The sequence below is a fragment of the Tabrizicola sp. genome (assembly GCF_041919135.1).
In the GTDB taxonomy this organism is placed as follows: domain Bacteria; phylum Pseudomonadota; class Alphaproteobacteria; order Rhodobacterales; family Rhodobacteraceae; genus Tabrizicola.
This window is the reverse complement of the sequence record NZ_JAYRUJ010000012.1, coordinates 84,524-108,362: the sequence shown is the minus strand read 5'-3', so window position 1 is coordinate 108,362 and position 23,839 is coordinate 84,524. Positions and strand designations below refer to the sequence as shown.

22 protein-coding genes are annotated in these 23,839 nt (G+C 68.1%); 17 read left to right on the top strand and 5 right to left on the bottom strand.

The window, feature by feature from the left end; genetic code table 11:
- Positions 1 to 122: 122 nt before the first annotated feature.
- Genes ACE3UA_RS11180 through ACE3UA_RS11170 form a run of 3 tightly spaced genes read right to left on the bottom strand, consistent with a single transcriptional unit; the run spans position 123 to position 2,437 of the window.
- A complete protein-coding gene (locus ACE3UA_RS11180; RefSeq protein ID WP_374645090.1) occupies positions 123 to 707 on the bottom strand; it encodes an ABC transporter ATP-binding protein in 585 nt (194 codons plus the stop codon).
- On the bottom strand, positions 697 to 1,431 hold the full coding sequence (locus tag ACE3UA_RS11175; RefSeq protein WP_374645088.1) for an ABC transporter permease: 735 nt from the start codon (positions 1,429 to 1,431) through the stop codon (positions 697 to 699). The genes ACE3UA_RS11180 and ACE3UA_RS11175 overlap by 11 nt, the downstream gene beginning before the upstream one ends.
- Positions 1,432 to 1,468: 37 nt before the next feature.
- Entirely contained in the window at positions 1,469 to 2,437 is a 969-nt protein-coding gene (locus ACE3UA_RS11170) for an ABC transporter substrate-binding protein (protein ID WP_374645086.1), read from the bottom strand.
- A 208-nt stretch (positions 2,438 to 2,645) separates the two neighbouring features.
- Between ACE3UA_RS11170 and ACE3UA_RS11165 the strand changes: the two genes are divergently transcribed.
- From ACE3UA_RS11165 to ACE3UA_RS11090, 16 genes are all read left to right on the top strand, one after another.
- Positions 2,646 to 3,359: a response regulator gene (locus ACE3UA_RS11165; protein WP_374645084.1), complete on the top strand. Its 714-nt coding sequence runs from the start codon at positions 2,646 to 2,648 to the stop codon at positions 3,357 to 3,359.
- Between the two features lie 19 nt (positions 3,360 to 3,378).
- A complete protein-coding gene (locus ACE3UA_RS11160) occupies positions 3,379 to 4,524 on the top strand; it encodes an FIST N-terminal domain-containing protein (protein ID WP_374645082.1) in 1,146 nt (381 codons plus the stop codon).
- On the top strand, positions 4,525 to 5,871 hold the full coding sequence (locus ACE3UA_RS11155) for a hybrid sensor histidine kinase/response regulator (protein ID WP_374645080.1): 1,347 nt from the start codon (positions 4,525 to 4,527) through the stop codon (positions 5,869 to 5,871).
- A gap of 16 nt (positions 5,872 to 5,887) precedes the next feature.
- A complete protein-coding gene (locus ACE3UA_RS11150; RefSeq protein WP_374645078.1) occupies positions 5,888 to 6,526 on the top strand; it encodes a hypothetical protein in 639 nt (212 codons plus the stop codon).
- Positions 6,523 to 6,864, top strand: coding sequence for a hypothetical protein (locus ACE3UA_RS11145; RefSeq protein WP_374645076.1), 342 nt, complete (start codon positions 6,523 to 6,525; stop codon positions 6,862 to 6,864). Before ACE3UA_RS11150 ends, ACE3UA_RS11145 begins: the two co-directional genes overlap by 4 nt.
- A 135-nt stretch (positions 6,865 to 6,999) precedes the next feature.
- Complete coding sequence (locus ACE3UA_RS11140; RefSeq protein ID WP_374645074.1) at positions 7,000 to 8,082, top strand: transporter substrate-binding protein; 1,083 nt, start codon at positions 7,000 to 7,002, stop codon at positions 8,080 to 8,082.
- Entirely contained in the window at positions 8,079 to 8,687 is a 609-nt protein-coding gene (locus ACE3UA_RS11135; protein WP_374645072.1) for an ANTAR domain-containing response regulator, read from the top strand. The genes ACE3UA_RS11140 and ACE3UA_RS11135 overlap by 4 nt, the downstream gene beginning before the upstream one ends.
- Positions 8,674 to 9,552: an ABC transporter permease gene (locus ACE3UA_RS11130; RefSeq protein WP_374645071.1), complete on the top strand. Its 879-nt coding sequence runs from the start codon at positions 8,674 to 8,676 to the stop codon at positions 9,550 to 9,552. Before ACE3UA_RS11135 ends, ACE3UA_RS11130 begins: the two co-directional genes overlap by 14 nt.
- Positions 9,552 to 10,472 carry an ABC transporter permease gene (locus tag ACE3UA_RS11125; protein WP_374645070.1) on the top strand — a complete coding sequence of 307 codons (921 nt, stop codon included), beginning with the start codon at positions 9,552 to 9,554 and terminating at the stop codon, positions 10,470 to 10,472. Before ACE3UA_RS11130 ends, ACE3UA_RS11125 begins: the two co-directional genes overlap by 1 nt.
- Positions 10,473 to 10,490: 18 nt before the next feature.
- On the top strand, positions 10,491 to 12,104 hold the full coding sequence (locus tag ACE3UA_RS11120) for an ABC transporter substrate-binding protein (protein WP_374645068.1): 1,614 nt from the start codon (positions 10,491 to 10,493) through the stop codon (positions 12,102 to 12,104).
- Complete coding sequence (locus ACE3UA_RS11115) at positions 12,104 to 13,063, top strand: acetamidase/formamidase family protein (RefSeq protein WP_374645066.1); 960 nt, start codon at positions 12,104 to 12,106, stop codon at positions 13,061 to 13,063. Before ACE3UA_RS11120 ends, ACE3UA_RS11115 begins: the two co-directional genes overlap by 1 nt.
- Positions 13,060 to 14,850, top strand: coding sequence for a dipeptide ABC transporter ATP-binding protein (locus tag ACE3UA_RS11110; RefSeq protein WP_374645064.1), 1,791 nt, complete (start codon positions 13,060 to 13,062; stop codon positions 14,848 to 14,850). The genes ACE3UA_RS11115 and ACE3UA_RS11110 overlap by 4 nt, the downstream gene beginning before the upstream one ends.
- A gap of 202 nt (positions 14,851 to 15,052) precedes the next feature.
- Positions 15,053 to 16,645: an ABC transporter substrate-binding protein gene (locus tag ACE3UA_RS11105; RefSeq protein WP_374645062.1), complete on the top strand. Its 1,593-nt coding sequence runs from the start codon at positions 15,053 to 15,055 to the stop codon at positions 16,643 to 16,645.
- A gap of 10 nt (positions 16,646 to 16,655) precedes the next feature.
- Positions 16,656 to 17,612: an ABC transporter permease gene (locus ACE3UA_RS11100; RefSeq protein WP_374645060.1), complete on the top strand. Its 957-nt coding sequence runs from the start codon at positions 16,656 to 16,658 to the stop codon at positions 17,610 to 17,612.
- Positions 17,609 to 18,424 carry an ABC transporter permease gene (locus tag ACE3UA_RS11095; RefSeq protein ID WP_374645058.1) on the top strand — a complete coding sequence of 272 codons (816 nt, stop codon included), beginning with the start codon at positions 17,609 to 17,611 and terminating at the stop codon, positions 18,422 to 18,424. Before ACE3UA_RS11100 ends, ACE3UA_RS11095 begins: the two co-directional genes overlap by 4 nt.
- Positions 18,417 to 20,054, top strand: coding sequence for an ABC transporter ATP-binding protein (locus tag ACE3UA_RS11090; RefSeq protein WP_374645056.1), 1,638 nt, complete (start codon positions 18,417 to 18,419; stop codon positions 20,052 to 20,054). The genes ACE3UA_RS11095 and ACE3UA_RS11090 overlap by 8 nt, the downstream gene beginning before the upstream one ends.
- Before the next feature lie 34 nt (positions 20,055 to 20,088).
- Here the strand turns inward: ACE3UA_RS11090 and pheT are convergent, their stop codons facing one another.
- Entirely contained in the window at positions 20,089 to 22,506 is a 2,418-nt protein-coding gene (pheT, locus tag ACE3UA_RS11085; RefSeq protein WP_374645054.1) for a phenylalanine--tRNA ligase subunit beta, read from the bottom strand.
- Between the two features lie 58 nt (positions 22,507 to 22,564).
- Complete coding sequence (locus ACE3UA_RS11080; protein ID WP_374645052.1) at positions 22,565 to 23,287, bottom strand: heparan-alpha-glucosaminide N-acetyltransferase; 723 nt, start codon at positions 23,285 to 23,287, stop codon at positions 22,565 to 22,567.
- 118 nt (positions 23,288 to 23,405) lie between these two features.
- Between ACE3UA_RS11080 and ACE3UA_RS11075 the strand changes: the two genes are divergently transcribed.
- Entirely contained in the window at positions 23,406 to 23,774 is a 369-nt protein-coding gene (locus ACE3UA_RS11075) for a hypothetical protein (protein WP_374645050.1), read from the top strand.
- Positions 23,775 to 23,839 lie beyond the last annotated feature (65 nt).

Sequence of the window (23,839 nt, the reverse complement as noted above, 5' to 3'; positions counted from 1 at the left end):
TGGGAAAGAAGGGCTGCAGCCGTGCCATCTGCACGTCCGTCAGCCAAAAAAGGTTGGTCATAGGTCAGTCTCCTTGCGGAGCCTGAATCACGCCGAAAGTGGAAGATCAATGGGTCCTGACCCTAGGACAGGGTGGCCGGACTGCCCGACAGGGTCAGAACCTGCGCCTTCAGATGCGCGGCCTCGGCCGGGTCGTGGGTGACGAAGATCAGCGAGACCTGCGCCCGGTCCAGCAGCGCAGCCGTCAGGTCCAGCATCCGCCCGGCGGTCTCGGCATCCAATGAGGCAAAGGGTTCGTCCATCAGAAGCGTGGTCGGGTTGGGCGCGAAGGCCCGCGCCAGCGCCAGACGCCGTTGCTGGCCCAGCGAAAGCTGGCGGGGATAGAGCGCGTCTTTGCCGGCAAGCCCGACCTCGGCCATCAGCCCCCGCGCGACATCGGCGCTTGCCCCGGTGGGCAGGGTGATGTTCTCCAGCGCCGTGCGCCAGGGCAGCAGCGTCGGCTCCTGGAAGACGACGGTCGTCACGCCGGTTTCCGAAACCGTGCCCGCGAAATCCCCGTCCAGCCCGGCGACGATGCGCAGGAAGGTGGTCTTGCCGATCCCCGACGGGCCAAGGATCGCCACCCGCTGCCCCTGCCCAAGCGTCAGGCGGATCGGGCCAAGCACGGGGCGCCCGGCGAAGGACTTGGCGCGGATGTCAATCTCCATCCTGCCTCCACCGGCTTGCGTGCCGTTCCAGCGGGCGCAGGAGGAGATATTCGATCACCAGCATGACCAGGATGAAGGCAAAGGCATAGGCAAGGATATGCGCCACGCGGAACATCGAGAAATTCAGGTGGATCTGGAAACCCACCCCGCTGGACCGGCCCAGGAATTCGACCACCAGCACGATCTTCCAGATCAGCGACAGGCCGGCCCGCGCGGCCCCGGCGATATAGGGGGCCATCTGCGGCAGGACCACATGGCGCAGCCGCGCGCCCGGCGGCATGCGGAAGATGCGCGCCATGTCGTCAAGGTCGGGACGCAGGGCGCGGGCGCCTTCCCGCACCATGACGGTGACAAGCGGCACCTTGTTGATCACCACGGCGGCGACGGCAGCGACCTCGTTCAGCCCGATCCAGATGTAGCACAGCACCGTGACGACCAGCGCGGGCATGTTGACCAGGATCACCAGCCAGGGGTTCAGCCAGCGGTCGGTGCGACCGCTGCGTCCAAGGATCAGTCCCAGCGCGACGCCGATGCCCATTGCCACCACGAAGGCGGCGATCACGCGCAGAAGCGTGACGCCGGTGTTCGCAAGCAGGCGGCCCGAGGCGGTCTCCTCGACCAGCACGGCCCAGACCCGCAGCGGGCCGGGCATGGTGACGGGCTCGGCCACAAGGGCCGCCGCGATGGCCCACAGGCCCAGGAAGGCCGCCAGCGAAAGGATCACCGGCAGGATTCCGGAGCGGCGCCTGGTTGGTCCGGGGTCAGTCACCTTTGTAGAATACACCTTCCGGCAATGCCGTGACCTTGCCCAGAAGCTCCTCGCCGCCAAGTTCGACCATCAGGGCAAAGACCTTGGCGGCGTTCGCCTCGTCCACCGGGGCGTCGGCGGGAACGCCCTGGCGCCAGCCGTCGCGCAGGGCGGCGTATTCGGCGTCATCCTCGGCATTCATGATCGGGCGCAGCCGCTCCCACGCCGCCTCATCCGTCAGAAGCAGATTTTTCGCCGCCCGCGACGCACGTTTCAGCGCGGCCGCGAGTTCCGGCTTCTCCTGCACCAGCTTTTCGTCCAGCACATAGCCCAGAAGTGGCGTCGCCGGGTCCAGCCCCAGGGCCTTGGCGGCATCGGCCACGCTGATCAGCTCGCGCATGCCGTGAACCTTCATCTTGGCCAGGAAGTTCCAGAAGTTGATCGCCCCGTCCACCTCGCCCGACAGCCCCGCCTCGTAGATCATCGGCGGGGCGCCGAATACCTGTTCGGTGACGGCTGCCAGATCCTCGCCGGTTTCCTGCCTTGCATAGGCGCGCAGGATCAGCCAGCTCTTGTCCACCGGGCCGCCCGCGATGCCGATCTTCTTGCCCTTCAGGTCCGCCAGGCCTTGCGCCGGGCTGTCCGCGGGCACCAGAAGCGCGCCGACGGCGGTGGAGAAGGGGATGAAGACATAGGCCTTGCCTTCGGCCCGCTGCTGCGCGACCCACAGCCAGTCGGACACGATCGCATCGACCTCGCCCCCGGCCAGCGCGACCTGGGTGGCCGGATTGCCGGCCAGTTCGACGATCTTCAGCTCGAATCCCTCGGCCTTGTCCAGGCCGTAGTGCTGGATCGTGTCCAGCTCCCAGCGCACCGTGCCCGAGGCGAGACTGCCGATCGTCAACTCCTCGGCAAGGACGGCGGGCGTTGCGGACAGCGCGGCAACAAGCGCGAAAGCGCCCAGACAGAAGCGGTCTAGCATCTTCCCCCTCCCCGGATTTCGTCAACCATGCCACGCTGGGCAGGACGAGTAAATCAACCCAAAGTAGGAGATACCTGCGGGAAAAACTCTGTCATTCTCGGAAGCGGAAACATCAGGAGGGTCAACCGGGGCACGAGGAACCCGGGGCGCTGCCAGGGCGTTCGTTCTGCAACCGCGAGGCATGACCAGACGCGGACGGGAGGAGAACATGCGGCACCAGACTGTGACCGGACCTCCGGGTCCGGCGGCGACCGGCGTCATGATGAGGGTCGACGACCTTCTGATCGTCGACGACCATCCCTTGATGTGCGAGGCCTTGACGGTGACGCTGCGCGTCGCCTTCGGCCTGCGCCAGACGATCTGCGAGCGCAACCTTGCGGCGGCGATCCAGCGCCTGAAATACGGCAAGCCGCCGGATGCGATCCTGCTGGACCTGAACCTGCCCGACGCCAAGGGATCCGAGGTGATGGTGACGCTGGGGCGCGTGGCCGCGGGCATCCCCATCGCGGTGATCTCGGCCAACGAGGATCCGGCGATGATCAGCGCGGTCATGGCGGCCGGGGCGCAGGGCTATATCAGCAAGTCGCTGGGGCGCGAGGCGATGTGCGCCGCGCTGCGCCGGGTCTGGTCGGGCGAGAAGGTGACGCCCGACGGCTATGACCCGGACGATCACCCGCCACAGGGCGCGCGCCCGGACATGGAGGAGATCGCGCACCGCTTCGCCTCGCTGACGCATCAGCAGGCCCGGACCCTGCGCCAGATCTGCCTTGGCAAGGCGAACAAGGAAATCTCCTACGAACTGAACATCTCGGAGGCGACGGTGAAGACGCATATCGCCGCGATCATGAGCAAGATCGGGGCACGGCGGCGGACGCAGATCGTGCTGCTGGCCAAGTCGATCAAGCTGTTCGACTGCGACTGACCGGAAAGGGGGCGGGGAGGTGAGCAAATCCGCCGCTGCGCATGTCGCCACCCCGGTCAAGGCTACGATCCACATGGGTGACGTGGCCTCGGCCACCGCCAGCCTTCTGGCCAGCCTCGCGCCGGTCGAGCCTGAACTGGTGCTGATCTTCGCCTCGCCCAGCGCCACGCTGCCGGTGCTGGCGGCCGAACTGCGCAAGGGCCTGCCCGCCGCCTGCCGGATCGTCGGCTGTTCCTCGGCGGGGGAACTGTCGGGCGAGGGTTACTCGAACGGCACCGCTGTCGCCATCGGCTTTCCGGCGCGGAGCTTCCGCTCCGAGGTGCTGGTGCTGGACGAGTTGTCCCGGCTGCCGGTCTCGCGCTGGATGACCGGGCTGCGCGATCTGGTGCAGCGGTTCCGGCCCGATCCCGGCCGCAGGCTGTTCGGGATCCTGCTGGTGGACGGGTCCGCGCAGCAGGAGGAGGTGCTGGTCGCCACGCTGGATGCGGCCCTGCCGCATGTCATGGTGATGGGCGGCTCGGCCGGGGACGATCTGGATTTCTCGCAGACCTTCGTGATCGCCGATCAGGCCGTGCTGCGTGATGTCGCGATCTTCTGCCTGATCGAGACCGATCTGGAAGTGCGCGACCTGATCTTCGACCATTTCCGCGCCACCGACACTCGGATGATCGTCACCCGCGCCAATCCGGCGGAACGCTCGCTTCTGGAAATCAACGCCGAACCCGCGGCCGAGGAATATGCCCGCATCGTCGGCGTCCCGGTCGGCGAGCTTTCCCCCCTGGTCTTTGCCCGCCATCCGTTGCTGGTGAACATGGGCGGCCGCTATTTCGTCCGCGCGATCCGCCAGCAGACCGAGGACGGCCGCCTTCTCCTGATGTCCTCGATCGACACCGGCGCGGTGATGTCGCTTGGCCTGGCCGAGGACCTGACCGAGGGGTTCGAGGCAATGCTGCGGAACCTTCCGGCCACGCCGTCGCTTATCCTGTCGTTCGATTGCATCCTGCGCCGGCTGGCGATGGAACATGCCGGGCTGGGCGGCGTGATCAAGGACATCTTCAATCGCTACAACATGGCTGGCTTCAACACCTATGGCGAGCAGCATGGCGGCATGCACATGAACCAGACCTTCGTCGGCCTCGCCTTCCTCGATCCCGAGGGCCGCTAGATGCTGCGCGACGGCGACGACCTGGAACGCCGGATCGAGAAGCTGGGCCGCATCAACGCCGCATTGATCGAGAGGCTGGACCACTACGACAAGACCCGCGGTTCGGCCTGGTCGCTGTTCCAGGCGGCGCTGGCGCTGGAAAAGGAGGTCGCCGCCCGCAACCGCGACCTGGAACGCGCGCTTGCGGACCTCAGCCAGAAGAACCACGAACTTGCCGCGGCACGAATGGCGGCCGAGGAGGCGAACCGTTCCAAGACCCGCTTCCTGCGCGCGGCCAGCCATGACCTCTTGCAACCGCTCAGCGCCGCGCGGCTGTTCCTGTCCACCTTGGCCACGATGGAGCTGGGCGGCGCGGAGGCCGACCTGGTGAAACGGCTGGGCAATGCCTTCGAATCCGTCGAGGAACTGATCCGCGCCGTCCTCGACATCTCGCGGCTCGACTCACAGCGGATCGAGTTCAACCGCAAGCCCGTCAACCTGAACGCGCTGTTCGACCGCCTGCGCGGCGAGTTCGAGGCCCCGGCCGCCGCCCGCAGGCTGCGGCTGCGCTTCGTCCGCAGTTCGCTGGCGGTGGACAGCGACCCGGTTTTCCTGCGCCGGATCGCGCAGAACCTGGTGTCGAACGCGATCAAGTATACCGAAACCGGCAGCGTCCTGGTCGGCGCGCGCCGCCGCGGGGCGCGGGCCTGGCTGGAGGTGCATGACACCGGCATCGGCATCCCGGCCGAGGACCGCGACCAGATCTTCGCCGAGTTCCACCGGCTGGAGCATGACCGGCGCGGCGAGCCCGGCATGGGCCTTGGCCTCTCCATCGTCAAGCGCGCCTGCGCCAAGCTGGATCATCCGATCGCGCTGGACAGCGAGCCCGGACGCGGATCGGTGTTCCGCATCGGGCTGGAGATCGTGGCCCGCAACGCCCCGCCCCGCCGCTCCTCGGCCAGGCCGCCGGCCGACCGCGACCGGCTGCGCGGCAAGCACGCCCTGATCGTCGAGGACAACGCCGCCATGCGCCACGGCTATGCCGTGATCCTGCGCGACAGCTGGGGGATGCGGACGCAGGTGGTCGAGGGCACGGCCGCGGCGCGCGACGCCGCGACACGGCCGGACCAGCCGCCCGACCTGATCCTGGCGGACTACCATCTGCGCGGCAGCGACACCGGCCTGCGGACCATCACCCTTTTGCGCAAGCTGAGCGGCACGGAGATTCCGGCCATCGTGGTGACGGCGCATCGCACGGCCTCGGTCGTGCGCAGTTGCGCGCGGCACGGCGTCCGCGTGCTGGAAAAGCCGATCCGTCCCGAGGACCTGCGCGATGCGCTCCTGCGTCTGGTGGGAGAGCAGACATGAGACCGGGGGATTTCCCATGACCAGACTGCTTGCGGCGCTGCTGCTCGTGCTTGCGGGGCCAGCCAGAGCCGATCCCGTGACCGACAGCCTCTTTGCCGAAGGGATCTTCTCGGCGCTGCCGGCCGGACAGGAGATTCACTATGCCCATGTCCGCAACGGGCCCGCCGCCCCGGAGTTCCTGCCGGTGGCGGAGGGGAGCATGGTGCTGGCGAGGGGCGGTCCGGAGGGCCTTGTGCTGACCATGGTCGCGGATGGCCGCAGCCGCAAGCTGCCGGAGTTTCCGGCCGGGGGCGGCAATCCGGTGCTGCTGGTCTTTCTGGAATCCGTCTCGCGCAGCATGGCCACGCTGACCGGCGGCAGCCCGTTCTACATCCGCAACCGCATCAAGGACGCCCTGCGCGCGGGTGGCGATCTGGACGAGGTCAGCCAGCCGCTTGGCGCAGGCACGGTCGCGGCCAGGGTCGTGACCCTGCATCCGTTCGAGGCCGACCCGAACCGCGGGCGGATGGGCGACTTCGCCGGGCTGAGCCTGCGCTTCGTGATCTCGGACTCGGTTCCCGGACATTTCCTGAGCCTGAGCGCCGACACCCCCGGTGCCGCCACCGGCTATCACGAAACCATCACGCTGATGGATGACGGAAAGGATGGCAAATGACCCGCATTCTGCACGCCTTGCCCCTGCTTTTTCTTGTGCCGGCCGAAGCCCAGACCCTGCCGGTGAACGATTACCCGACCGAGGCGCGGGCGGATTATGTCTTCGGCTGCATGGCGGTGAACGGACAGACGCCGGATGCGCTGCGCCGCTGCTCCTGCGCGATCGACGTGATCGCCACGATCCTGCCCTATGACGGCTATGTGTCCGCCGAGACGGTGCTGGCGATGCGGCAGACCTCGGGCGAGAGGTCGACGCTTTTCCGCGACACCGCACCGGCAAACGGCTTTGTCGCCGACCTGCGCCGCGCCGAGGCCGAGGCCGAGATCCTCTGCTTCTGACGGCCTTGCAGGCATCTTGACTGGTTGGCCGTCCCCTGTAGACTGCGGGAAATCTGGTGAAAAACCGCGCGGCAATCGGGCCCTGGAAGCTGACCTAACGTCGGCGCCGGGGCTTTTTGGCATTCTGGGGGCAACGTGACCGGCAAGCGACCGATCGAACTGGGTTTGCTCTACTCGCGGTCGGGGGGCTATTCGCTGTTTGCCGAAGCCTGCCGGTCCGGTGCGGCGGCGGCGATCGCCCAGGTCAATGCCGACCCCTTGTTCGACCTGGCCTTCCTGCCCGTCGAACGGGATCCTGGCGGCGACCTCGACCGATATGCCCCGCTCTGCGAGGATCTCCTGCGCAACACCGGCGCGCGGCACATCCTGGGGTGCGTCACCTCCTCCAGCCGCAAGGAGGTGATCCCGGTGCTGGAGAAGCTGGGCGGAACCCTGTGGTATGCCCTGCCCTACGAGGGGTTCGAGGCCTCGGACCATGTGGTCTATACCCATGCCTGCCCCAACCAGCACCTCTTGCCGTTGCTGGACTGGGCGCTGCCCGCCCATGGCGCGCGGGCCTATCTGACCGGGTCCAACTACATCTGGGGCTGGGAGATGAACCGCCTTGCCCGCGAGCGGATCACCGCCACCGGGGGCGAGGTGGTGGGAGAGCGTTGCCTGCCGCTGGGATCGACCGAGGTGGGGCGGATCCTGGACGAGATCAGGGCCACGCGCCCCGCCTTCATCCTGAACAATCTGGTCGGGCCGTCCTCTTATGAATTCCTTGCCCGGATGCACCGGCTGGCGGGCACCGAGCCGCATTTCGCGCCCTCGCGCTGCCCGATCCTGTCGTGCAACCTGACCGAGGCCGAGCTGCCTGCCATCGGCCCGGCGGCCGAGGGCCTGGTCTCGGCCGGGCCCTATTTCCGTGGCATGGCGGCGGGGGGCTTCGGCTCCTCGCCCGAGGCGGCGGCCCATGCGGCGGTGATGGAACTGGCGCGTCTCCTGAACGGGCGGCCGGGGGCCGAGGCCCTGGCCCTGCCCGCGCTGCTGGATCGGGCGCCCGGTCCCGGCATGATCGACCGCACCACGCATCACACCGCCCTGCCGGTGGTGATCGCCCGGGTCGAGGGCGGGATCTTCCGGCCGGTCAAGACGCTGCCCGCGCTGCCCGGCGACCCCTATCTGGCGCGGGACCGCACGCCCTCCGCCCCGCCGCAGCTGCGGGTGGTGTCATGAGGCGCGCGATCCGCATCCAGAACCTTGGCGGCGCGACGGCGGTGATCCTGCACCGCCCGCACCCCACGGTTCAGGCGCTGGAGCGCCAGTTGCGCGCCATCGGCCTGCAGGTCTCCGAGGCCTGGCCCGAGCTTGGTCCCGTGGCGCTGGCGGCGGATTTCGTCTTCTTCGACGCGGACATGGGCCATGACGAGCAGTTTCCCTGGGCGCCGGGGCAAAGCCCGATGCCGATGGTGGCCCTGATCGGTTCCGAGGCTCCGGGGCGGATCGAATGGGCGCTGCGGGCCGGGGCCCATGCGCAACTGCTGAAGCCGGTTGGCGACAACGGCGCCTATTCGGCGCTGCTGATCGCGCGGGATGCCTTCGACGCGCAGCGGGCGCTGACCGTGGAAATCTCGGACCTGCGCCGGCGGCTGGACGAGCGGCAGACGGTCGTGCGGGCGGTGACCCTTCTGGCGGCACGGGGCGCGCGCGGCGATGCGGCGGCCTATGCCCAGCTGCGCCAGATGGCGATGGCCTGGCGCGTCAGCTTCGAGGATGCCGCCGCCCGCGTGGTGGCCATGCTGACCGCCAGCCGAGAGGAGGCCGGCGATGACCGTGGCTGACGGCTCCCTTGCCCCGCCCTCGGCCCTGCGGCGGCTGATGCGGCGCAAGCTGGCGCTTCTGGGGCTGGCGCTGATCGCGCTGGTGGTGGCGGGCGCGGCGCTTGCACCCTGGATCGCGCCCTATGCCCCGGACGAGCAGCTGTTCGACGGGCTGACGCTGGAAGGCGCGCCGCTGCCGCCCGATGCGCGCTTCATCTTCGGCACCGACCTTCTGGGCCGCGACCTGTTCACCCGCATCCTTTACGGCGCGCAGACCTCGCTGGTGATCGGCGTGGTGGCGAACGGGCTGGCGCTGGTCATCGGCACGCTGGTCGGCATCACCGCGGGCTATTTTCGCGGCTGGATCGGGGCCGCGCTGATGCGCTTCACCGACCTGATGATGGCCTTTCCGGCGCTGTTGCTGGCGATCTGCCTGGCCGCGATCTTCCAGCCCTCGCTCTGGATCGTCGCGATGGTCATCGCGCTGGTGAACTGGGTGCAGGCCGCGCGGGTGATCTATACCGAGACCTCGTCGCTGGCCACGCGCGACTTCATCGCGGCCGAGCGCACGCTGGGCGCGGGCACCGGGCGCATCCTCTTCCGCCACATCCTGCCGCATCTGGTGCCGACAATCATCGTCTGGGGCACGCTGGGCATCTCGACCACCGTGCTGCTGGAGGCGACGCTGTCCTTCCTTGGCGTTGGCGTGCAGCCGCCGACGCCAAGCTGGGGCAACATCATCTTCGAGAACCAGACCTGGTTCCAGACCGCGCCCTGGCTGGTGTTCATTCCCGGCGCGGCGATCATCCTCTTGGCGCTGGCCTTCAACCTGGTGGGCGACGCCCTGCGCGACGTGCTGGATCCGACGCAGCGGGGACGCGACTGATGGCCGCCTATCTGATCCGCCGCCTGCTGGTGTCCGCGCTGATCCTGCTGGGGGTAAGCTTCATCACCTTCGTCCTGCTCTACGTCCTGCCCGCCGACCCGGTGCGCCAGATCGCGGGGCGCTCGGCCACCGCCGAGACGGTCGAGAACATCCGCCGCGAGCTGGGCCTCGACCGGCCGTTCCTGATCCAGTACGGCCGCTACCTTGCCGGGCTGGTGCAGGGCGACCTGGGCCGCAGCTACCTGCAGAAGACCGAGGTGGCCGAGCTGATCGCCTCGCGCCTGCCGGCGACGCTGCTTCTGATGCTGGGGGCCATCGCGGCCGAGCTCGTGCTGGGCCTGACGCTGGGCATCGTCGCGGCGCTGAAGCGCGGCACGATGCTGGACCAGACGCTGATGATGACCAGCTTCGTCACCGTCTCGGCCCCGCAATTCGTGGTGGGCCTGCTGCTGCTTTACGTCTTCGCGGTCAAGCTGGGCTGGTTCCCGATCGGCGGCTACGGCAGCTTTGCCCATCTGGTGCTGCCGGCGCTGACCCTGGGGATCCTGGGGTCGGGCTGGTATTCCCGGATGATGCGCTCCTCGATGATCGAGGTCCTGCGCGCCGACTATGTCCGCACCGCCCGCGCCAAGGGGCTGGGCCGCGCCCGCGTGGTGCTGGGCCATGCCCTGCCCAACGCGATCCTGCCGATCATCGCCATGATCGGCATCGACATCGGCATCTTCATGGGCGGCATCGTCGTGGTGGAAAGCGTGTTCGGCTGGCCCGGCATCGGCCAGCTGGCCTGGCAGGCGATCCAGCGCGTCGACATCCCGATCATCATGGGCGTCACGCTGGTCTCGGCCTTTGCCATCGTGCTGGGCAACCTGCTGGCCGATCTGGTCGCCCCGCTGATCGACCCCCGCATCAAGCTGAAATGACAACAGAGGAGAAACGGAATGAAACACCTGCTTGCTTCCACCGCCCTGATCCTGTCACTGGCGCTGCCCGCCGCGGCGCAGGACTACACGCCGGACCCGGATGCCAAGGCGGGCGGCTCGATCGTCCTGACCTACAAGGACGACGTGGCCACGCTGGACCCGGCCATCGGCTATGACTGGCAGAACTGGTCGATGATCAAGTCGCTGTTCGACGGGCTGATGGACTATGTCCCCGGCACCACCACGCTGCGGCCGGGCCTGGCGGAAAGCTACGAAATCTCGCCCGACGGCCTGGTCTACACCTTCAAGCTGCGCCCCGGCGTCAAGTTCCACAACGGCCGCGAGATGACGGCCGAGGACGTGAAATACTCTCTGGACCGGGTGACGAACCCCGCCACCCAGTCGCCGGGCGCGGGTTTCTTCGCCTCGATCGCCGGGTTCGAGAACGCGGGCGACGGCGGGCTTTCGGGGGTCGAGGTCGTCGATCCGCAGACGGTGAAGATCACGCTGACCCGCCCGGACGCGACCTTCCTGCATGTCATGGCGCTGAACTTCTCCTTCGTCGTGCCGAAAGAGGTGGTCGAGGCCGAGGGCGCCGACTTCGGCAAGAAGCCGGTGGGCACCGGGGCCTTCAAGCTCACGGAATGGACGCTGGGCCAGCGGCTGGTGTTCGAGAAGAACCCCGACTACTGGATCGCGGGCGTGCCCTATCTGGACAGCTTCACCGTCGAGGTCGGGCAAGAGCCGGTCGTGGCGCTGCTGCGGTTGCAGAACGGCGAGGTGGACATTCCCGGCGACGGCATCCCTCCGGCCAAGTTCCAGGAGGTGATGGCCGACCCCGCGCAGGCCGAGCGCGTGGTTCAGGGCGGGCAACTGCACACCGGCTATGTCACGATGAACGTGACCCAGGCGCCCTTCGACAAGGTCGAGGTGCGCAAGGCCGTCAACATGGCGATCAACAAGGACCGCGTGGTCCAGATCATCAACGGCCGCGCCGTGCCGGCGAACCAGCCGCTGCCGCCCTCGATGCCGGGCTACACCAAGGACTACGCCGGTTATCCCCATGACGTGGAAGGCGCGAAGAAGCTTCTGGCCGAGGCGGGCTATCCCGATGGCTTCGAGACCGAGCTGTTCGTGATGAACACCGACCCGAACCCGCGCATCGCTCAGGCGATCCAGCAGGACCTTGCCGCCATCGGCATCAAGGCCAGCATCCAGAGCCTTGCACAGGCCAACGTGATCGAGGCCGGCGGCGCGGGCACCGCGCCGATGATCTGGTCCGGCGGCATGGCCTGGATCGCCGACTTCCCCGATCCGTCGAACTTCTACGGCCCGATCCTCAGCTGCGCCGGCGCGGGCGAGGGCGGCTGGAACTGGTCGAAATACTGCAACGAGGCGCTGGACGCCAAGGCGGTCGAGGCCGACAGCATGTTCGATCCGGCCAAGGCGGAGGACCGCCTGAAGCTGTGGTCCGGCGTCTACATGGGGGTGATGGAAGACGCACCCTGGGCGCCGGTGTTCAACGAGGAACGCTACACCATGCGCTCCGAGCGGATGGGCGGCGCGGATGAGCTTTACGTCGATCCGGTCTCGATCCCGGTCAACTACGACTACGTCTGGGTCAAAGAATAATGTGCAAGGCCTGCGACTATACCATCCACGGCGCGCAGCACCATTTCGGCTGGGACAATTCCCTGCCCCCGGCGCTGCGGGCCGAACCGGGATCGACGATCCTGTTCCACTGTCATGATTCCTCGGCGGGCCAGCTTGGCCCGTCGTCCAGCCTCGCCGATGTGCAGGCGCTGGATTTCGGCCGGATCAACCCGGTCTCCGGCCCGATCTTCGTCGAAGGCGCCAGGCCCGGCGATGCGCTGAAGGTGACGATCGAAAGCTTCACCCCGCAGGCCTTCGACGGGCGCGGCTTCGGCTGGACCGCGAATATCCCCGGCTTCGGCCTTCTCGCCGACCAGTTCCCCGACCCGGCGCTGAACGTCTGGTCCTACGACCCGGCCAGCCTTGCCCACGCGCTTTGGGGCAAGGAGGCCCGGGTGCCGCTGAAACCCTTCGCGGGCACCATCGGCAACGCCCCGGCCGAGGCCGGCCACCACTCGGTGGTCCCTCCCCGGCGCATGGGCGGCAACCTCGACATCCGCGATCTCGCCGCCGGCACGACGCTCTATCTGCCCGTCGAGGTCGAGGGCGCGCTGTTCAGCGTGGGCGACACCCACGCCGCGCAGGGCGATGGCGAGGTCTGCGGCACCGCCATCGAAAGCCCGATGGACGTGGTGCTGACGCTGGACCTGGTGAAGGGCGCGAACCTGAAGACCCCGCGCTTTACCACCCCTGGCCCGGTCACGCGGCATCTTGACGCCAAGGGCTACGAGGTGACGACCGGGATCGGACCCGACCTCATGTCCGGCGCGCGGGATGCGGTGGCGAACATGGTCGACCTCCTTTGCGCGCAGAGGGGGCTGTCGGCGGTGGACGCCTACATGCTCTGCTCGGTCTGCGGCGATCTTCGCATCTCGGAGATCGTCGACATGCCGAACTGGGTGGTCAGCTTCTACTTCCCGCGCTGCGTCTTCGAATGACGCCTGCGGCAGGGATCGTGCAAAGCCGCTCCGGGGCCGCGCTGGCCCCGGACGAGGCGTCTGTGCTGTCGGTGCGGGGCCTCTGCGTCTCGGTCCGCACCGAGGCGGGACTGCGCCCGCTGGTGCGGGACCTGTCCTTCACCCTGCGCCGGGGCGAGACGCTGTGCATCGCCGGCGAAAGCGGCTCGGGCAAGTCCATCACCTCGCTGGCGATCATGGGGCTGCTGCCGCCCCCGGCCGTGCGGGTGACCGGCGGCAGCATCCGCCTGCACGACACCGAACTGACCGCGCTGCCCGAGGCCCGGATGCGCGGTATCCGGGGCCGGCGGGTGGCGATGATCTTCCAGGAGCCGATGACCAGCCTGAATCCGGTCATGACCATCGGCACCCAGCTGGCCGAGGCGATCCGCGCCCATGCGCAGGTCGGCCGCGCCGAGGCGCGCTCTCGCGCGCTGGCGGCCCTGCGCGCCGTCCGTCTCTCGCAGCCGGAACGACGGATGGGCCAATATCCGCATGAACTGTCCGGCGGCATGCGCCAGCGCGTGATGATCGCCATGGCCCTGGCCCTGCGCCCCGAGGTGCTGATCGCCGACGAACCCACCACCGCGCTGGACGTGACCGTGCAGCGCGAGGTGCTGGACCTCTTGCGCGATCTTCAGCGCGACACCGGCATGGCCATCATCCTGATCACGCATGACATGGGCGTCGTGGCCGAGATGGCCGACCGCGTGATCGTGATGCGCAACGGCTCCATGGTGGAGGAGGCCCCGGTCCAGCGCCTCTTTGCGGCGCCGCAGGCCGACTACACTCGCGACCTCCTGGCCGCCGTGCCGCGCATGGGACAGGGTGCGGGCCGGCCGCCCGTGGCGGATGCCCCGGTGGCGCGGCTCTCCGAGGTGGTGGTGCGCTTTCCCCTGAAGGGCGGGCTTCTGGGCCGCACCACGCATCATGTCCATGCGGTCGAGCAGGTCAGCTTCGACATCCGCCGGGGCGAGACCTTTGCCCTGGTGGGCGAATCCGGCTGCGGCAAATCCACGATCGCAAAGGCCATGGTGGGCCTCGTGCCGCATCAGGGCCGGATCGAGGTGGCGGGCGAGACGCTTTCCACCATGGACCCCGGCGGGATGAAACAACTGCGCCGCCGGATCCAGATGGTGTTCCAGGATCCGATGGCCGCGCTTGATCCGCGCATGACCGTGGGCGACCAGATCGCCGAGCCGCTTGTGATCCACGGCATCGGCGACGCCGACGGCCGTCGCGCCCGGGCGGCCGACCTGATGCAGCGCGTCGGGCTTACGGCCGACCAGCTGGCGCGCTATCCGCACGAATTCTCGGGCGGGCAGCGCCAGCGCATCTGCATCGCCCGCGCCCTTGCGCTGCAACCGGACCTGATCATCGCCGACGAAAGCGTCAGCGCGCTGGATGTCAGCGTCCAGGCCCGCGTGCTGGACCTCTTGCGCGCGCTGCAAAAGGAATTCGGCATCGCCTTCCTGTTCATCAGCCACGACATGGCCGTGGTCGAGAACATCTCGGACCGGGTGGCGGTGATGTATCTGGGCCAGATCGTCGAAATGGGCACCCGCGCCCAGATCTTCGGCAATCCACAACATTCCTACACCCGCCGCCTGATCCAGGCGGTCCCGGTCCCCGACCCCGGCCACCGCCGCGCGCCAGGCCTGCGCCTGACGGGCGACGTGCCAAGTCCGGTCCATCCCGCGGGCTCCGGCCCGGCCCTGGTCCGTCTGGTCGACCGGGGCGCGGGGCATATGGTGGCGGTCGAGGACTAGCCCGCCCAGCCGATCCGCAATTCCGGCCGCAGGATCGGGCTTGCACCGCAATTCCATGGTTCTGGCGGCGTCTCCCGACAGGAAATGCGGCCCCGGCGGTGCGAAAAGCTTGCTCTGTGGAGGGCTTCGCAGTCTAGTGGCCTTCCACCTCATAACAAGAATCCCCCGGGGAAACTCCGGGTCTGCAAGCAGGGAGACACAGATGAACGATGCAAGCCAGCAGCTTGACCACCTGATCGCGACCGTGCGGCGCGGTCGGATGACGCGGCGTGAATTCATCGGCCGCTCGACGGCGCTCGGCCTTTCGGCGGGGCTTGCCGGCGCGCTTTTCACCAAGGCCGCCCATGCGGAGCCGAAGAAGGGCGGGACGCTCCGCGCCGGCCTGGCCGGCGGCGAAAGCACCAACACGCTGGACCCGGCGCTGGCCGCCTCGGTCGTGCCGCAGGTCGGCAACGCGCAATGGGGCGAGCAACTGGTCGACATGACCCCGGACGGCCACGTCGAGATGCGGATCGCCGAGGAGGTCACCTCCTCGCCCGATTCCAAGGTCTGGACCTTCAAGATCCGCAATGGCGTGACCTTCTCGAACGGCAAGACCGTGACGGCCGAGGACGTGATGGCGACCTACAAGCGCCACACCGACGAGAACGCGCAATCCGGCGCGTTGGGCATCGTCAAGGGCATCTCCGAGATGAAGGCCGAAGGCGACAAGCTTGAGGTGACGCTGGAATTCCCTTCGGCCGACCTTCCCTACCTGTTGACCGACTACCATCTGATCATCCAGCCCGGCGGCGGCTATGACGATCCGAACGCCGGGATCGGCGCGGGCCCCTATGTGCTGGAATCCTTCGAGCCGGGCGTCCGCTACGCCTACAAGAAGAATCCCAACTACTTCGATCCGAACACCGGCCATGCCGACGAGATCGAGATCCTGTCGATCAACGACAGCACCGCCCGCACCGCGGCCCTCCAGGCGGGGCAGGTCCACATGATCAACCGGGTCGATCCGAAGATCGTGGAGCTTCTGAAGGGCGTGCCGGGGGTGCAGGTGCGCCGTGCCGTGGGCCGGGGGCACTATGTCTTCATCATGCATGTCGACAAGGCGCCCTTCGACAACAACGACCTGCGCATGGCGCTGAAATACGGCATCAACCGGCAGGAGATGGTGGACAAGATCCTGGGCGGCCTCGGCTCGCGCGGGAACGACTTCCCGATCAACGCCGCCTATCCGCTGTTCGACGACAGCATCGAGCAGCGCGAATACGATGCCGCCAAGGCCAAGGAATACTACGACAAGTCCGGCCATGACGGCAGCCCGATCATCCTGCGCACCGCGCCCGGCGCCTTCCCCGGCGCGGTGGATGCGGCCAACCTGTTTGCCGCCTCGGCCAATGCCGCGGGCATCCCGCTGCAGGTGCAACTCGAGCCGGACGACGGCTACTGGAGCAACGTCTGGAACGTCGAACCCTTCTGCGCCAGCTATTGGGGCGGTCGCCCGACCCAGGACCAGATGTATTCCACCGCCTATCTGTCGACGGCGGAATGGAACGACACCAAGTTCAAGAACGCCAAGTTCGACGAGCTTCTGATGGCGGCCCGGGCCGAGCTGGACAAGGACAAGCGCAAGGGCATGTATTCCGAGATGGCCCATATCGTCCGCGACGAGGGCGGCCTGATCCTGCCGATGTTCAACGAGTTCGTCGCCGGAGTCAGCGATGCGGTCGGCGGCTGGATCGACGATCCCAACGCCGAGATGATGAACTATCGCGCCCCGTCGAAGTGCTGGCTCGCCTGAGGCTCCGCCGGTGCATCTGATCGTCAGACTTCTGGTCCAGCGCGTCGCGCTGGGCCTCCTTCTGCTTCTGGCCGTCTCGGCCGTGATCTTCCTGGGCGTTGAGGCCCTGCCGGGCGATACCGCGCAGGCGATCCTTGGCCAGTCGGCCACGCCGCAGGCGCTTGCCAACCTGCGCGAGAAACTGGGCCTGAACGAGCCGCCCCTGACCCGCTATTTCGCCTGGCTGGGCGGCATCCTGACCGGCGACCTGGGCAAGGCGCTGACCAATGGCGCCGACATCGCGCAATCCATCGGCCAGAGGCTGGGCAACACGCTGTTCCTTGCCGGCTGCGCCGCCGCCATTGCGGTGCCGCTGGCGATCATCCTGGGCCTGATCGCGGCGCGCTATGCCGGAAGATGGCCGGACAAGGTGATCTCGGGCATCACGCTTTCCACCGTCTCGCTGCCCGAATTCGTCGCGGCCTATTTCGTGATCTACCTGCTGACGCAGCTGATCCCGGTGTTCCAGCCGGTCGCCATGGTCTTTCCCGGCATGGGCTTCTGGGCCAAGCTGCACGCCGTCTCGCTGCCGGTCATCGTGCTGGTGCTGGTGGTGCTGGCCCACATGATGCGGATGACCCGGGCGGCGATCCTGAACGTCATGCAATCCGCCTATATCGAGACGGCCGAGCTGAAGGGGCTGACACCCATGGCCGTCGTCTGGCGCCACGCCTTTCCCAATGCCGTCGCGCCGGTGGTCTCGGTGGTGATGCTGAACCTGGCCTATCTGGTGGTGGGTGTCGTCGTGGTCGAGGTGGTCTTCGGATACAACGCCCTTGGGCAATATCTGGTGGACCATGTGACCAAGCGCGACCTGCCGGTGGTGCAGGCGGTCGGGCTGATCTTCGCCGCCGTCTACATCTTCCTGAACATGGCGGCCGACATCATCGGCATCCTTGCCAACCCCCGCCTGAGGCACCCGAAATGAGGATACCGATCTCTGCCCTGATCGGGCTGGCGCTGACCGGCGGCTTCCTGCTCATCGCGGTCTTTGCCCATCTCATCGCGCCCTACCCGATCGACGCGCCGGTGGGCGGGGTCTGGGAGGGGCCCTCGGCGCAGTTCTGGCTGGGCACCGACACCATCGGCCGCGACATCCTTTCGCGGCTGATCTACGGCGCGCAGATCACCATCTTCGTGGCGCTGGCCTCCTCGGTGCTGGCCTTCTCGCTGGGGGCCTTCCTCGGTTTTCTCGCGGCGGTGAAGGGCGGCTGGATCGACCAGCTTCTGTCGCGGGCGGTCGATCTGGTGATGGCGATCCCGGCGCTGATCGTGGCGCTGGTGCTGCTCTCGGTCCTGCCGCTGAACCTGACCGTGCTGATCCTGGTGATCGGCGTCCTGGATTCGACCCGCGTCTTCCGCCTCTCGCGCGCCGTTGCCGCCGATATCGCGGTGATGGAATATGTCGAGGCCGCCAGGCTGCGCGGCGAAAAGGGCGGCTGGGTGATCTTCCGCGAGATCCTGCCCAACGCCCTGTCGCCCCTGGTGGCCGAGTTCGGCCTGCGCTTCATCTTCGCGGTCCTCTTCATCTCGACCCTGTCCTTCCTCGGCCTTGGCGTGCAGCCGCCGCTGGCCGACTGGGGCGGCATGGTGAAGGAGAACAAGGACGGGCTGATCTACGGCAAATCGGCCGCGCTTCTGCCGGCCGGGGCCATCGCCGCGCTGGCGATCAGCGTCAACCTGGTCGCGGACTGGATCCTGACCCGCACCTCCAGCCTGAAAGGGGGCCGCGGTGGCTGACGATCTCCTGCTCGACATCAAGGGCCTCGTGATCGAGGCCACCGCCTACCCGCCCGGCGAGCCGCCGAAGGAGGTGACGCTGGTCCATGGCGTCGACCTGCAGCTGCAACGCGGCCGGGTGCTGGGCCTGATCGGCGAATCCGGGGCCGGCAAGTCCACCATCGGCCTTTCCGCCATGTCCTATGGACGGGGAGGGGTGCGGCTGACCGGCGGCACGATCCGGCTGAACGGCCGCGACATCCGCACCGCCCCGCCTGCCGCCCTCCGCGCCCTGCGGGGAAGGGAAGTCACCTATGTCTCGCAATCCGCCGCCGCCTCGTTCAACCCGGCGAAGCGGCTGATGGAGCAGGTGATCGAAACCTCGCTCTCGCATGGGCTGATGGGCCGGGCCGAGGCCGAGGCGCGGGCGGTCGCATTGTTCCGCAAGCTGGGCCTGCCCTCGCCGGAAACCATCGGCCGCCGCTATCCGCACCAGGTCTCGGGCGGGCAGTTGCAGCGGGTGATGACGGCGATGGCGCTGTGCCCGAAGCCCGACCTGGTGATCTTCGACGAACCCACCACGGCGCTGGACGTGACCACCCAGATCGACGTGCTGGCCGCGATCAAGGAGGCGATCCGCGACACGCAGGTGGCCGCGCTCTATATCACTCATGACCTTGCCGTGGTGGCGCAGGTGGCGGACGACATCATGGTCCTGCGCCACGGCCGGATGGTCGAGCTTGGCACCACCGACCAGGTGATCAATGCCCCGCGTGAGGACTATACCCGCGCGCTGGTCTCGGTCCGGTCGCTGGAACATGCCGAAAAGCCGCCCGCCCCCCCGGTGCTGTCGGTCCAGAACGTCACCGCCCGCTATCGCGGCACGAATTTCGACGTGCTGAAGAATGTCTCGCTCGACCTGCCGGCCGGGCAGACCCTGGCGGTGGTGGGCGAGTCCGGCTCGGGCAAGTCCACCCTCGCGCGGGCGATCACCGGCCTTTTGCCGCCAAGGTCGGGCCGGATCACCTTTGCCGGGCGGGTGCTGTCGAACGAGATGGCGGGCCGGTCGCGGGATGACCTGCGCGAGATCCAGATGATCTACCAGATGGCCGACACCGCGATGAACCCGCGGCAGACCGTCGGCACGATCATCGGCCGCCCGCTGGAACTGTATTTCGGCCTGAAGGGGGCCGAGCGCGACCGACGGGTGCAAGAGCTTCTGGACCAGATCGAGATGGGCAAGGGCTTTGCCGCCCGCTATCCGGCCGAACTTTCCGGCGGCCAGAAGCAGCGCGTCTGCATCGCCCGCGCGCTGGCGGCCAAGCCGAAGCTGATCATCTGCGACGAGGTGACCTCGGCGCTGGATCCGCTGGTGGCGGACGGGATCCTGAAGCTTCTCCTGAACCTGCAGGCCGAATCCCAGGTCGCCTATCTCTTCATCACCCATGACCTTGCGACGGTGCGGGCGATCTCGGACAAGATCGCCGTGATGTTCAAGGGCGCGGTGGTGCGCTACGGCCAGAAGGGCGACGTGCTGGCCCCGCCCTTCGACGACTACACCGACCTGCTGCTCTCCTCCGTCCCCGAGATGGAACTGGGCTGGCTGGAGCGGGTCATCGCCCACCGCAGGATGGCCAGCGCCGGGAACTGAAGGCGGCAGGCGGCATCTGCCGCCCGCCTGCCGGTCAGGCGCGCAGGCTGCCGCCTGTGGCCTTCGTCACCTTCTCGATGATCTTCGCGGAAACCGCCTCGATCTCGGCCTCGGTCAGGGTCTTGTCCTGCGGTTGCAGCCGGACCGTCAAGGCGATGGACTTCTTGCCCGCACCCATCTGCACCTCGGCCTTCTCGCCGGTGAACTGGTCGAAGACGCGGACCGATTCGATCAGCGCCTTGTCCGCGCCCTGCGCGGCGTTGACGGCGGTCAGGGCCTCGACGCGGGCATCGACGACAAAGGCGAAGTCACGTTCCACCGCCTGCAGGTCGCTGATCGCCAGCGCCGGCCGGGTCGGAGTCTTGACCTTGGGCGCGGGGATGTTGGCGACCAGAATGGTGAAAGCCACGGCGGGGCCCTTCACCTCCATCGCTTGGCATACGCGCGGGTGAATCTCGCCGAAGGTCGCCATCACGGTCGGCCCCAGCCCGATCACGCCGGAGCGGCCGGGGTGCCACCATTGCGCGACCTTTCGGCTGATCTGCACCCGGGCCGGCGCGCCGAGGGCGGCGAGGACGGCCTCGGCATCGGCCTTGGCGTCGAAGACGTCGATCGCCCGGCGGCTACCGTGCGGATCGCGTCCCGCCGCCGCGCCGACCAGAAGGCCCGCAGCCTGCAAATGCTGCTCGCCCGGCTCGCCGCCATGAAAGGCGGGGCCGACCTCGAACAGGGCCAGGTCCATGAAGCCGCGCGCCTGGTTCCGCGCCGCCGCCGCAAGGAGGCCGGGCAGGAGGTCGGGGCGCAGATGCGTCATCTCGGAGGAGATCGGGTTTTCCACCCGCACCGCATCCGTGCCGCCGCCGAACAGCGCCGCCGCCCTGGCGTCGATGAAGCTGTAGGTCACGCATTCGTTGTAGCCGAGCGCGGCGATGGTGCGGCGGGCGGTCCGTTCGCGCACCTGGAGCGGCGTCAGGATCGGACGCGGCACACCTGGCTGCGTCCGGGCCATCGGCGCGCCCTGCAGTTTCGTCAGGCTCGCGATCCGGGCCACTTCCTCGACCAGATCGGCATCGCCCAGGATGTCGGGGCGCCAGCTCGGCGGGGTAACAGCGTTCCCGTCAAGCTTGAAGCCAAGGGCCTCCAGCGTGGTGCGCTGGCTGGCCTCGGGGATCTCCATCCCCACCAGGCTCACCACCCGCGCCGGGTCCAGCCGGTAGCTGCGGGTCGGGTCGATCGGGGCGCCGTCCTGCACCACGGTCCCGGCCTCGCCGCCGCAGAGGTCGAGAATCATCTGCGTCGCCAGTTCCAGCCCCGGCAGGGTGAAGGCCGGGTCCACCCCACGCTCGAAGCGGTAGCGCGCGTCCGAGTTGATCTTCAGCGCCCGCCCCGTCGCGGCGATGGTGATCGGGTCCCACCAGGCGCTTTCCAGGAACACATCCGTCGTTTCCGGCGTGCAGCCCGAAGCCTCGCCGCCCATGATCCCGGCCAGCGACTCCGGGCCGTGGTCGTCGGCGATGACCATTTGGCCCGGGGCCAGCGCATAGGTCTTGCCGTCCAGCGCCAGCAGGGTTTCCCCTTCCCGCGCGGGACGGATATGGAGGTCGCCCTTGACCTTGGCCGCATCGAAGACATGCAGCGGGCGGTTCAGCCCGAAGGTGAAGTAGTTGGTGATGTCCACCAGCGCCGAGATCGGGCGCAGCCCGATGGCCTTCAGCCGGGCCTGCATCCAGTCGGGCGAGGGGCCGTTCCTGACGCCCCGAATCAGGCGGCCGGCGAAATGGGGGCAGCCCTTGGCCTTCAAGCCTGCGTCGATGTGGACGGCGATGGGGGTGGGGAATTTGCCCTCGACCGGCGTCACGGTGACGGGCTTCAGCTTGCCCAGCCCCCGCGCGGCCAGATCGCGCGCGATCCCGTGGATCCCCAGCGCATCGGGGCGGTTGGGGGTGACCTTGATCTCGACCACCGGGTCGTTGACGCCCTTCCAGTCGATATAGCGCATGCCCATGGGCGCGTCGGCGGGCAGTTCGATGATCCCGTCATGGTTGTCCGACAGCATCAGCTCGCGTTCCGAGCAGAGCATCCCGTTCGAATCCACGCCGCGGATGTTGCCGGGCTTCAGGTCCACGCCGGTGCCCGGAACATGCGTGCCGGGGGGGGCAAAGACGCCGACGAGGCCGGTCCTGGCATTGGGCGCGCCGCAGACGACCTGGACTTCCTCGGTCCGGCCGCCGGGGCCTTCGGGCCAGGTCTCCACCCGGCAGACACGCAGGCGGTCGGCGTTGGGGTGCTGCACGGCCTCGATCACCCGGCAGATGCGGAACGGTCCCAGTGCCGCGGCGGGGTCCTCGATGCCCTCGACCTCCAGCCCCAGGTCGGTCAGCGCCTCGGCCAGCGCATCGACGCCGGCCTCGGTTTCAAGGTGATCTTTCAGCCAGGACAGGGTGAACTTCATCGGATCGGCTCCCAAACTTCGGGTCGGGATTACCGGAAAGCGACGGGAAGGGAAAGCGTCAGGACGTGGCCATAGAGTAGAGGCTGAACAGGCCGAACAGGATCGGCTGGTGGATCAGATAGATCACCAGGCTGTGGCGGCCGGGAAAGGACAGGGCGCGGCTCAGCCGGGTGGGAATGGTGCCGCGCCAGAGGTCAAGGCGGACGGCCCTGGCAAGGGCGACGCCAGCCAGTGCCGGTGCGGCCCAGGGGATCAGCGGCACATAGTCGCCCATCATCGGGCGGCTCTCGGCCAGGCCGGTCCAGACCAGCCACAAGGGATCGAAGGCCGCAAAACGCGGCCCCCAGGCGGCGGCAAGGATCAGCGCGGCGAGGGCCAGCGTCACGGGCCAGGGCAGACGCAGCGCGATCAGGCCAAGCAGGCTGGCGGCGGCGATGGCGTGCAGGATGCCGAACAGGATCGTTCCGCCGGGCACAAGCCAGATGCTGGCGATGCTTACCAGAAGCGCGCCCCCCGCGATCCTGGCGAAGCGGGTCCAGAAGGCGGGCCAGCGGATGCCGCGGCCATGCGCCAGCCAGAGGCTGACGCCCGAGAGGAACAGGAAGCTTCCCGCGATCATCCGGGCGAAATAGTACCAGAAGGGGCGGCCCATCGTGTCGGGGGCGATATAGCCGAATAGGGCAAGGTCGAAGGTAAAGTGAAAGGCGACCATGCAGAGGATCGCCAGCGTCCGCGCAAGGTCAAGCGGGATCAGGCGTGGGCTGGGCGCGGCAAGGGTCATCGCCGGCCAGAGTGGCGCGGATCGCCTCGGGCCGCAAGCTCTCCGGCGGCTCTCCTCGCGCGAACCCCTTCCGGGGTGTCGGTCTGCGCAAGGATGGAAGAGGTCGGTCCCGGGTCCGGTGACCAGCCCTTCGGCGACCGGCGCCGCCCCGTCTCCCGAAGCGGCGAAGCCTGCGCTCGCTTACCCGGTCGCCGTCTGGCATCGGCACGCCGGGCCGAAGGGCTGCGGCAAATTTGCCGTAAGCCATTTCGCCACTTCGGCGTATAGTCACGACGAAAGTGGTGTTTGGACCGGGTCCCGGGCGGCGGAAATGAAGCAGGCGAATGAAGGCGGAGGGCACCAAGCCCTTCTGGACGACGAGTTTTCGGCCGCGCTGGAAGCAATGATCGAGGAGATCCGTACCCAGCCGGTCAGCGACAGGTTGCGCGACCTGAGCCGCCAGCTGCAAGAGGCGCTGAACCGCGCAGGAAAAGCCCGGAAAGACTGATCTTCGCCGGGTTCCGAAGCCGGCGGAACAAATCCGTGACCTGCGCGTTGCCGTGGAGATGGGCG